This is a genomic window from Candidatus Paceibacter sp. (assembly GCA_013360865.1).
Classification (GTDB): domain Bacteria; phylum Patescibacteriota; class Minisyncoccia; order UBA9983; family UBA9983; genus SURF-57.
The window spans coordinates 1-11,051 of the sequence record JABWAS010000019.1 but is presented as its reverse complement, the minus strand read 5'-3'; the positions used below and the strand labels follow the sequence as shown (position 1 = coordinate 11,051).

At 39.5% G+C, this 11,051-nt stretch carries 12 protein-coding genes and 1 tRNA gene; 11 read left to right on the top strand and 2 right to left on the bottom strand.

Going from position 1 to position 11,051, the window contains the following annotated elements; translation table 11 throughout:
* The first annotated feature begins 46 nt into the window (after positions 1 to 46).
* The 6 genes from HUT38_03865 (at position 47) to HUT38_03840 (ending at position 7,169) form a co-directional block, all read left to right on the top strand.
* On the top strand, positions 47 to 916 hold the full coding sequence (locus HUT38_03865; GenBank protein NUQ57590.1) for an IS1595 family transposase: 870 nt from the start codon (positions 47 to 49) through the stop codon (positions 914 to 916).
* An 82-nt stretch (positions 917 to 998) separates the two neighbouring features.
* Positions 999 to 1,148, top strand: coding sequence for a hypothetical protein (locus HUT38_03860; GenBank protein NUQ57589.1), 150 nt, complete (start codon positions 999 to 1,001; stop codon positions 1,146 to 1,148).
* A gap of 78 nt (positions 1,149 to 1,226) precedes the next feature.
* A complete protein-coding gene (locus HUT38_03855) occupies positions 1,227 to 2,231 on the top strand; it encodes a hypothetical protein (protein NUQ57588.1) in 1,005 nt (334 codons plus the stop codon).
* Between the two features lie 46 nt (positions 2,232 to 2,277).
* Complete coding sequence (locus HUT38_03850) at positions 2,278 to 2,970, top strand: hypothetical protein (GenBank protein NUQ57587.1); 693 nt, start codon at positions 2,278 to 2,280, stop codon at positions 2,968 to 2,970.
* Between the two features lie 101 nt (positions 2,971 to 3,071).
* Positions 3,072 to 5,915 (top strand): hypothetical protein, encoded by a 2,844-nt coding sequence (locus HUT38_03845; GenBank protein NUQ57586.1) that lies wholly within the window; start codon positions 3,072 to 3,074, stop codon positions 5,913 to 5,915.
* Positions 5,916 to 6,176: 261 nt separating this feature from the next.
* Positions 6,177 to 7,169 carry a methyltransferase domain-containing protein gene (locus HUT38_03840; GenBank protein ID NUQ57585.1) on the top strand — a complete coding sequence of 331 codons (993 nt, stop codon included), beginning with the start codon at positions 6,177 to 6,179 and terminating at the stop codon, positions 7,167 to 7,169.
* Here the strand turns inward: HUT38_03840 and HUT38_03835 are convergent, their stop codons facing one another.
* Positions 7,170 to 7,781 carry a hypothetical protein gene (locus tag HUT38_03835; protein ID NUQ57584.1) on the bottom strand — a complete coding sequence of 204 codons (612 nt, stop codon included), beginning with the start codon at positions 7,779 to 7,781 and terminating at the stop codon, positions 7,170 to 7,172.
* A gap of 89 nt (positions 7,782 to 7,870) precedes the next feature.
* On the opposite strand from HUT38_03835, the gene HUT38_03830 reads away from it, so the two are divergent.
* A complete protein-coding gene (locus HUT38_03830; protein NUQ57583.1) occupies positions 7,871 to 8,431 on the top strand; it encodes an AAA family ATPase in 561 nt (186 codons plus the stop codon).
* Positions 8,432 to 8,488: 57 nt separating this feature from the next.
* Here HUT38_03830 and HUT38_03825 read toward each other — a convergent pair whose 3' ends face one another.
* The gene (locus HUT38_03825) at positions 8,489 to 8,953 is read right to left on the bottom strand and encodes a GreA/GreB family elongation factor (protein NUQ57582.1); all 465 of its coding nucleotides are present in this window, start codon (positions 8,951 to 8,953) and stop codon (positions 8,489 to 8,491) included.
* 144 nt (positions 8,954 to 9,097) lie between these two features.
* Between HUT38_03825 and rpsB the strand changes: the two genes are divergently transcribed.
* From rpsB to HUT38_03805, 4 genes are all read left to right on the top strand, one after another.
* The gene (rpsB, locus tag HUT38_03820; GenBank protein ID NUQ57581.1) at positions 9,098 to 9,853 is read left to right on the top strand and encodes a 30S ribosomal protein S2; all 756 of its coding nucleotides are present in this window, start codon (positions 9,098 to 9,100) and stop codon (positions 9,851 to 9,853) included.
* Positions 9,854 to 9,938: 85 nt separating this feature from the next.
* On the top strand, positions 9,939 to 10,391 hold the full coding sequence (locus tag HUT38_03815) for an elongation factor Ts (GenBank protein ID NUQ57580.1): 453 nt from the start codon (positions 9,939 to 9,941) through the stop codon (positions 10,389 to 10,391).
* Between the two features lie 4 nt (positions 10,392 to 10,395).
* A complete protein-coding gene (locus HUT38_03810; protein NUQ57579.1) occupies positions 10,396 to 10,830 on the top strand; it encodes a hypothetical protein in 435 nt (144 codons plus the stop codon).
* Positions 10,831 to 10,938: 108 nt separating this feature from the next.
* Positions 10,939 to 11,010 (top strand) — tRNA-Thr (locus HUT38_03805).
* Positions 11,011 to 11,051: the final 41 nt, after the last annotated feature.

Sequence of the window (11,051 nt, the reverse complement as noted above, 5' to 3'; positions counted from 1 at the left end):
GGGTAATATATACCAGTTGTCCCATATTAATTAAAATATGGGAACCATGTACACATACAACCAAATACCAAGCGAGGCTCAAATCAGGAAATACATTCGCCGAATTTTGTTTGGGAAAAATATCTTTTGTCCGGAATGTAAATCAAGAAGGGTGAATGTCCAAAGCGGCAGATATCGCTGCAAGGACTGCCGGATCAGATTCACTCTTCTGTCGCATACCTGGCTTTCCAATTTAAAACTGCCGCTTCAAGCCTGGTGGATGATTCTCTGGTCCTGGTCGTGCGCGGTGCCGGTGAAGCAAACAGCGGCATTAACAGGGCTTTCAGCTATCACAATCCGGAAATGGTTTGATACTTTCAGGGAACATTTACCCAAAGAAACCCACATTTTAGAGCGCATAGTGCAGCTGGACGAAGCCTACTTCAAAAATATGACTCTCATTATGGCAAAGCAGAAAGGAACGAGAAATCTGGCCTATGACGTAATTATGGGCACATCAGTTCAAAGACATCATGCTGGATATTTTCTCTTCAGAAAAATTAAACCTCATTCAAAGCTCTGGACTGACGGCGCTTCTATCTACAAAGGTATTGATAAATGGTGGCCGGTTAAGCACAGCCGTGACATTCATAGAAAATTCCAATTTGAGCACACTTCGGAAATTGAAGGAGCTTTTGGAAACTACCGCACTTTTGTCCGAAGAATGTATCACCACCACTGGTCGATCAATCTGGAGAAATACGTGAGGGAATTTTGCTTCAGATTTTCCTCGCCGGAATTATTCAAAAACCCTAAATATTACTTAACAAAATCGTTAAAGCTTGGGACAACTTGTTATTCGGATGTGGATAGTGGAAAAAACAAAAAACGAATTATTGTCTTTGTCGTTTATTGCAAGACCGTTATTTTATGTTGACAAAGATAATGTTGAGATGTAAAGTAGTGCCAGTGCACGTTAAAAACACAAAGTCAATTATTTAAGAAAGGAGGTGATAAAAATGCAAAAAGAAGAAAAATCAGAAGTAGAACCATTCAATTTTAAATTTGCCGAAGAATTGCCTAAAAATTTAAAACTGGAGAGGCAACCATCAATGAATGATTCTACGACATGGGATCCCTCGGCACTCAACTTTGCATCGGATGATTAATGTTTGGTTTGCGGAAGGGTAAAATAATATATTTAGTTACCCTTCCGCGTTTTTTAACTTTTCTGAAAGGGGACAGTTATGGAACACAATCAAGTGCTGGCGCTAACACACAAAGAAGACGGAACGGCTGATTTGGTCATAAACAAAATTTTGGAAAAAGGAGGGCGTTGTGTAAGGTTTAATACTGAAGATTATCCTGAAAAGGTTAAAATAACAATGTTTTTGGATGGAAGTAAGTTTGATGGATGTATTAAATTTAACAATGATACTCTAAATTTTAAAGACATAGCTACGGTTTGGTACAGAAGACCGCATAATCCGTCAGTTACTTCCATATCAGATTCTGTCGCAAAAAACTGGGTTGAAGAAGAATCTCTTTACGCTCTAAGATGTCTATGGACGTTGTTGGAAGATAAATTTTGGGTAAATTCACTTTTAAGTTGTGAAAAAATCCAATTCAACAAGTGGCACCAAATGATAATAGCCAACAAAGTTGGTTTATCAACACCATTAAGTATCCTAGCTAATTGTCACAAAGACATCGTTAGGCTTTGCCGCAATGTTAAAGGAGACTTAGCATTAAAGGTAATAAAAAATGTGGCAGTTAACTACGATAATAAAACTCTTTTGTTGCACACAAAGCGTGTTAGTCAAGTGGAAATAGAAAAAACATCACCTAAAGCATTTGAATTTTCGCCTATATTTTTGCAAAAATACATAGATAAAAAACTAGAGCTAAGAATTACAGTCATCAGGGATAAAGTTTTTGCGTGTGAAATCCATTCTCAAGATAATGAAAAAACGCTTGAAGATTGGAGAAAACATGTATTTTTAAAAGACGAGTTGCCGCACAACCCTTGTGAATTGCCTGCTGAAATAGAAAGCATGTGCGTTTTACTTGTTAGGAAATTGGGTTTGTATTTCGGGGCTATAGATATGATACTGACTCCGGATGATAAATATGTCTTTCTTGAGGTAAATCCTAATGGTCAATGGGGTTGGATTGAAGAGTTGACTAAAATGCCGATATCTTCAGCGATGGCTGATTTGCTTATGTCAAAACAAAAATGCCCAGTCTCTTAGAAGATTGGGCATTAACTTTTTTAAAAAATAACATAAAATTAAAAGCATGTTTACAGACGAAGTTAAAAATGTGTTATTAAAAAACCGTTTAATAGTTGTTGGGGAAATTCACGGAGCTAAGGAAAACATCTTTTTTATAAAAAAAATATTAAGTTTTTATAATAAAAACGATATTCCCATAACACTTGCAATGGAGTGGCCAAGTGAACTGACTGAGGAAATTAACAGATATATTTTTAAGAAAGGAAAACTAAACTGGCTAAGCTGGAAATTTTCAGAGTCTCCCGACGGTAGAATATCAAAAGAGCATCTGGATTTAATAAAATGGCTCCGCGCTAAGAATATAAAGTTAGTATGTTTTAGCGTCGGCGGTTTGAGTTGGAACGAAAGAGATAAAAAAATGGCGGAAAATATTTTAGCGGAATACAATCAAAACAAAGAAGTCAAAATTCTCGTCTGTGCGGGCAGGCTGCATTCAAGAAGTAAGGATTTTGATTTTGGTAAAGAAAAATATACACCGCTTGGTTATTATTTGCCAAAAAATGAAACTATATTTTTTGAGCTTGATTATTTATCAGGAAATTATTTTAATGTCGGATTAAAAAAAATAAGAAGCAAAAAAATAAACGTTAAAAAAGATATTAGTATAATAAAAAACAAAAATAATATTTTTAAAGTTATCATAAAAAAAGCAACACCAGTTCATATTTTAAGTGATAAATATTTACCAAAAAAATAACCTAATGATTGTAATAAACCGGACGTAGAAAATGAAATATTTTCACTTATCCACACTTACTATTTTTATTAAGTTGCCGTTGGTTGTATAATTTAATCCAAATGGTAAACGGAAAACTTACGCTTCTTAAAACCAAACTTTCTTTTTCTAAAATATTTTTAAGCCTGATGTTTTTCGGGTTGTTTTTTGGCGTTTTGCCGATGGTGGCGAGAGCCGACGCCGTTACCGGATATGCCTGGTCGGATACTATCGGCTGGATACAATTTAATCCTTCCAATACCACCACCGGAAATTCGTACGGTGGCGTTCACTACACCGGCTATGATAGTAACAGAGCCAATGGCAGATTTACCGGTTACGCTTGGAGCGACAACATCGGCTGGATAAAGTTTGATGGATTGTCAGATTATCCCTCCGGCAATTCCAGCGACTACGCGCGGACGGACGCAAGCGGAAGATTGCTGGGGTGGGCGAGAGCCTGCGCTGGAACGCTCAATAACCCTCCAAATCAAAATTTACCCGGCGATTGCAGCAGTATGACCCCGCGCTCCGACGGCTGGGATGGATGGATTAGGTTGGGCGATTCCACTACTTCTTATAATAGGTATGGCGTAACGATTGATTTAAAAACAGGTGATTTTGGCAATTACGCTTGGGGGTCGGATGTAATAGGTGCGGTAAGTTTTAATTGCGCGGAAGGAGGTTATAATCCTAGCACCAAAAAAACCTTTAGTATCTGCGCCACCTCAGATTATAAAGTGACAATCGGTCCGCCGCCACCGAAAGGGCAAATTATTGTTAAGATAAGCAACAATAACGGAGCCCAGGGATACGTAACCGCCACTGAAATAAGTTGTGGGTATGGAACAGATAATGATTGTTCGCAAGATTATTCTTCAACACAAGCCGTCACCCTTACGGCAAACACTACCGATGCTTTATCTACAGACAGTTTTGTCGGCTGGACGGTTGATGGAGGTACTACCGCCGCTTGCGATAAAAATCCTACCTGCACTGTCACAGTAAACAGCGACGCCAATATAACAATCACCGCCACTTTTGATAATGATTCATCTTCATCTTCATCTTCATCTTCATCTTCATCTTCATCTTCATCAATTAAACCTCCTGATACGCCGACAGGGCTTAAAGCCATTACCGGTCCGTGCGAAACAGGCAAAATTACATTGCAATGGAACATTGTTAGCGGCGCGGCATACTATAATTTGTTAAAAAACAATTCCGAAACGATAAAGGTTAATGGCGGAAGCGCGTCTTCCTATGTTGATGAAAGTTTGGGCGTGAGCGAAACGCATAATTACAAAATCAGAGCCTGTGATTCTTCCGGCAATTGTTCCGCTTATTCTTCCGGTATAGACGCCCAGTCTCCGGCGATGTGCAAGAACTTGCCGGCGGCAACCTGCCCCACTTCCGGATGGAAAGCGCCGGAAAACTTTATGGCCACTAAAGGAAATTGCGGAGAAATTGGCAGAATATTTTTAACATGGAATGATGTTAGTGACGAAGATTATTACGAAATATATCGCGCCACAAGTTTTATGTTTGATGGTGTTGTTACGGTTGCGTCGCCTGGCGCTAACACAACATCCTACAATGACGGGGGTACCGTCAAAAATGCCGGACAACGTTATTATTACGCCATAAGAGCGTGCAAATCCGGAGGGATATGTTCCAATTATAATTACTACGACGCGGAGGCGCCTGAACATCCTTGCAATTTTGAGAACGGCAACAAGTTTTTAAGGGTGTCGGTCGTCGGATCCGGCGGCGGAACGATAAAAAATAATCATTCGACAGAATGGTTCAATAAAACAAGCTATGGTACGGTGACAGGCGACAATACTTGCGATAAAAACGATAAAGGAATGTCTAACGCATGCAGTTACGAATATCCGTATGATGACGCATATGGAGAAACAAGCAGAATCACGATTATTAAAGGATGGACAATAACGCCCTTCGCCGGTTCGTCGTGGGGCGGGTGGCTGTACGGAAGTTGCGCCGGAGGTACCAACTGCGCAATGAACCAGGACCATGTCGCTGTCGGAATATTTAATTCCGGGAGCTATTCAAAAATTCCTGTTTGCGAACCGGGGGTAAACGGCGCGTGCGGCTCGGCAGCCGGCGGCAGTTACGAGAATCCGCCGACAACCAATCTGTGTTCCGCCGGTTCGGCTTCGGCTGTCGCCGACGGCGGCACAACCTGGAACTGGACATGCAACGGTTCCGGCGGCGGAACAAACGCTTCCTGCGACGCCGTTAAAATAAACAAGGCCGTTCTTTTGGTAACGAAATCCGGCAGCGGATCTGGCGTTGTCACCAGCAATCCATCCGGTATAAACTGCGGTTCCGATTGTTCAGAATCTTTTGACGAAGATTCTAATGTTAAAGTTACGCTTACGGCAAACGCTGACACCGGTTCGGGATTTGGCGGTTGGACGGGTGTTTCCTGCGAAGAAAAAAATAATAATCAAAAAACTTGCACAATCACAATGAAAAACGCGGATATAACCGTAAATGCTTCATTTTTAAAAGGGTTTGCCATTGTTTCTTCCGACAATATCATATTTGCTACGATTGTTGAAGGTTTAAGCGCCGATTCTAGCGAAACAACAATAGTTTTTTCCGGAATATCTGACGGAAATATTAACTTGAATGCTGTTTTGCCATCCGCCATAGACAAGACAAAGGCGGTGGCCGAGTTCTCGGAAGACGGCGGTTATACATGGAAAAGTTCGGGAAATATTAATTTTCAGTTGACTGGTTCGCAGGATATAAAATTCAGGGTCAGAAACATTCCAGGTTCAACAACCTCCGGAACTTACCCAATAAATATTGAGGCTAAAGACAATGGCGGCAACGTCCAGACGACGACTGTAAACCTTCAGGTGGAGAAAATAACGACCGAGTGGCAGGAGATCTAGGTTGAACCGAAGTCGGACCGGACGTCGAGGCTTGACGTCCGGCTTTTATATTCGATGTGGTTTTACATTGAAAAAAAGAAGTATAAGCTATATATTTGTTTGAGTATGCTACCCGGAAACATTATTACTATTTATAAAGAAGTTTATAAATTACCAGAGCTTGTGTATGAAGAGCGCGTTTCCGAAGATGTCTTTTGTTTTTATAAAAAAACTCACTATTTTGTTGCTGTTGTTGTATATAACTCAGAAAAGTAAATTCTTTTGGTTAGGGATTTTAATAAGAACATAGGATGGGAAATTCCTGGCGGTTATATATTGGATAACGAAAATATTGAGGATGCTGTCCATAGGGTTGTTTTAAAAGAAACTGGCCTTGAAATTGACGAAACAGAGCCGGTTGCAATAGTTAAAAATCTGTTCACTTGTGGGGGAAAATCGTTGTTGCATATTGGAATTGCTTTTGTGGCTTTAAGTAGAGGCAAGGTTTCAGATTGTTCTAAAAATATAAAGAATTTATTCACAAAAGAAACTTCAATTAAAACAGCCTATCAGAACGATAAGATTATTATTATGGCAAATAAAAGAATTGCCGAAAAAAATGCCAAAGTCCCAAGCGAAGAAATTGATAGTGTTAAAAAAATATCTTTTCCATTATACATTGCGCACAATTACATAATAAAACCAATCGGCAGTATGGCCTCAAATAAAATAGATCGTGTAATATTTAACATGATAACCGAACGACCTGATAGCGTGTTGGATGTTTCTTGTGGCGATAGTTCTCTCTTAAATAAGTTACGTAAGACATACAACCCAAAAATATGTATGGGGAACGATATTTCTTGGAAAATAATTAAAATGGCAAAAAAAGAAAACTTGGGAATTATTTTTACAAATCACAATATTTTAAATTTGCCATACAAAAAAATATTTGATCTGGTAATATTTAAAAACACGTTGCATCACTTAGATTGGAAAAATCAAACAAAGGCGATTGATAATTTGAAAAAGATTTCAAAACAATTAATTATTGTGGATATAGATGACCCTAAAAATTACAGCTTTTTGTCAAAAATCTGGAATTTTTATTACAAACACGTTTTGGGCGATTGTGGAAAATATTTTTTAAGTTTTGAAAAATTTAAAAAAATAATAGACTTTAAAACGACAAACGAGAAACGTAGATTAGGAGTGGCAAATACGGTAAAGGGCAGATATTTCTTTATTTCTATTGAAAAACAAAAACCAAATTAATCAATAGCCTTTTAACATATTTTCCAGTTTTTTAAAATGAGCTTGTGAGCCTTCAAAAATCCAGTCGGATTTTTTTGTAAGACGATTACATAATTCATTAAACTGCGTTTCGTTAATAGGTTTAAGGCCTAATTCAGAAAGTGTTTCAATTAATTGTTTTCTATTTTCTTCTAGTTCTTCTGCGCTAGACATCTTTTCAATCTCCGCGTAAAAGATATTGTTGGCTTTTACCAATACTAGGCACATATTATTGTTCAGGTCAAAAACAAAGTTTTCTCTTTCTGTCACCTTTGATTGAAAATTAAAGTTAGAAAGAATTTTAACAATTCCCAAAAATTGATTTGGGTTAATCTCCTGTGATGATTCTACTCTGTTGTGAGCGTGAAAATCGCCCTTTTTAAGCATTATTTCCGCTTTTCCGCCTGAACTGATACGCGCCCTTATATCAAAATTTAGCTTGTTAATTTCACCCAAAAACATTACCGACAATCTTTTTGAACGGGATGTTAATTTTGCTGTTTGTCTTAATTTATCTAACAAGCTATTAAATTTAATATTAGAAATTTCTGCCCTTAATTCTAATTCAATATCATTTTGTGATGACTTTGCCATATATTGACATATTACACGGCATATCTTATTATTGCAAGCAGTAAATATAGTAGCTTTAATAAAATTTTTTATTTGAAAGGGTGCATCAGATGAAGCATATGTTTCTCGTTTTGGAAGGGTTAAGTGGTTGTGGAAAAACGACTGTTGGCAAGATACTTGCTGAAAAACTTGGAGCGGTATTTTATAAAACACCAGCTTCATTATTCAGTCCAATTCGTTCGGTGGTTGATGAAAAGGCTGACTTGATATCCAGATTTTTGTTTTATTTAGCTGGGGTAGCTCAATCTTCCGTTGAAATAAGGAAACTGTGTGAAGCGCAACATGTGGTGTGTGATCGCTATTTAGATACTACCATGTGTTATCACAAGGCAATGGGTGTTCCTGTTGAATTGCTGCTTAATTCCCCCGAATCTGTTTTTGTAATACCGACCGCAACCTTTCTTCTCGTTTGCAAACAAGAAGAAAGAATTAAACGATTGCACAGGAGGGGACTGACTTATAATGACATAATTGAAAGACGTTCCGGGGTTGAGGAAAATTTCTTCGCAGAGTATAAAAAGAAACAACTAATCGAGGTAGATAATTCTTCCAATGACCCAAACATGGCTGCGGATGAAATTTTAAGCTATTTAAAGAACAAGAGGATGTAGATGCTGTAAAACAAAAGCCGCAGATTGTTTTTATCTGCGGCTTTTTTCGATTGGCGCTTATATAACTTTTAATATCTTAAAGATTTTATTTTTTCCGTTGATTATACCCCCTCTTTCTTCTCCGACAGTCCCCCTTATTAGAATCTTTGCTAATGGAGAATTGTAGGAGATAAGCCCGTGTTTTTGATTAAAAATCATATAACTAGAAATTCTATATATCTGAACCTCTTTAGTCTCAGTGTCTTCAAATTCAACAATGCTGCCTATTGAAACATGGTCGTTGCCAATACTGCTGGGAACAATTCTAGCTCTGTGTCTTATTTCCAACAGATCGGACAATTGCTTTGACCACATGTCTTGCTGCCTTCTGCCTTCTTCAAAGCCAAAGTTGTCATGCCAGGTTTCAGAGCTTTGGTTGCAACTTTCCCCAATTTCTTTGCCGATTTTATCAAGCCTGACTTTAATAGCATCAATATTTTTATCAAGATCTTTTAGATCTTCTTCAAAAAAATAATAGTACATAGTTTTCTCCTCGTAAGATTTTATGAAAATTTTAAAAATAACAAAAATACTTATGTTAATATAATTGAAGACAATAACATTGTCTATATTATGCAAGTATCAGCGGGTGTTGCATTTATCAGAGATTTTGTTATTATTGACACTATGCTAAATACCCAGGAAAAAATAGAACAGGACCTGCAGGAAATGTTTTCCAAAGGAATGCACTTAGGTTATTCCGTCACTAGCCGCCATCCTAAAATGAAGCCGTACATCTTCGCGGAAAGAAACGGCGTGGAAATTTTTGATTTGGAGAAGACAAAGTCCGCTTTGGACGCGGCCAAAGAATTCGTCCGCAAACTGGGCAAGGAAAAGAAGATTATTCTGTTTGTGGGGACGAAAAAAGAAGCCAAAGAAGCGCTGGTCGCTACCGCCAAAGAACTTAGCATGCCGTACGTGGCGGAAAGGTGGGTAGGCGGGACGATCACCAACTTCAAGCAGATACGCTCGAGGATGGACCATCTCAACGATCTCAAGAAAAAGAAAGAAACGGGCGCCTTGGACAAATATACCAAAAAAGAAAGACTCCAAATAGACAGAAAAATAGAAAAAATGGACAGATATTTCTGCGGCCTGGCCGACTCGTTGAAGAACTTTCCGGCCGCGATTGTCACGGTTGACCCGAAGCACGAGAAGATAGCGATGGGGGAAGCTCTGCAGATGAAAATCCCCGTAATCTCTTTGCTTAACAGCGATTGTGATCCGGCGGGCATTAACTTTGCCGTTCCGGCCAATGATAATTCCGCCACCAGCATCGGCTACTTCCTTTCCGAACTGGCGAAATCCTATAAAGAAGGTCTCATATTGGCGGAAGAGGTTGCCACTCAAGCAGCCGCCAAGAAAGAGCCGGTGAAAGAATAGTTTGTTTAATAATCATTAATTTTTTTAAATTTTACCCGCCCGCCACGCAAGCCAGCTTGCTGGTGTTGCGGGCAAGGATTGCAATATGGTAACCGCCGAACAAATAAAAGCGTTGAGGAAAAAAACGGGCATCTCAGTCGCCTTATGTAAAAAGGCGCTGGAACAGGCGGGAGGGGATATGGCCAAGGCGGAAGAAATTCTTCTCAAGGATAGCGCCAGATCGGCGGAAAAAAAGTCCGACCGCCAGCTCGGCGCCGGAGTGGTGGAGGCATACGTCCATAATAACAAACAAATCGGTGTGATGCTTGAGCTTAAAAGCGAGTCCGACTTTGTTTCCGGCAACGAAGGTTTCCGCGCGCTGGCCAAAGATATCGCCATGCACGCCACCGCCTGCGGTCCGGCTGATTTAAACGAACTTCTAAGTCAGCCTTACATCAAAAATCCGGAAATAACCATCAAAGATCTCATAAATCAGGCCATCCAGAAATTCGGGGAAAAAGTAGAAATTTCCCGCTTCGTCCGGTACAGCCTGGTTTAACTTTATGTCTTTTTTGCCAATTTATATAGCCGGTTTTTCGGCCCTTGGACTCACGGTAATGTTTTCCCGGGGCCTTTCTTCGGCGAGAAAACTTACCGAAGAGGAGTTGATAAAAGAACTTGCCGGAAGCAAGCCGATTTTTTACGATATAAACAGAAAGATTGTTTTCCCCGCCGCGGCGTATCTGCACGACTCGCTGGCGCCAAAAGTTTATAAAGAGTTTGAGGTAATAATTTCCAAGTTCAGGATAAACGTTCTGAAGGTGGAAAGGCTTCTCCTGCGGCTGACTCACTATATTCGCGGAAAAAGGGAAGTCAGAAAAAATTCCGGCCACCATCCGTATTGGACAAGCGTTAAAACATCAGGAATGGAAACAAATAATGAGCAAGAGAAATCGGCAGCCGACTCGTCGGACAAGGACAAAACTTTAAGGATATAATTCTGCTGTTGCCACTTTAGCCCTGTCTGCCGACAGGCAGGTCAGCGGTAGAGTCCCGCTCAGGCGGGATAAAGCAGGTCTTTTTGAAAACTGTATAATAAACTCTGTGCCACCTTAGCTCAGCGGTAGAGCAACGCTTTTGTAAAGCGAAGGTCCTCGGTTCAAATCCGAGAGGTGGCTCATGACTTCATCCGAAATCCGGAAAAAATTTTTGGAATTTT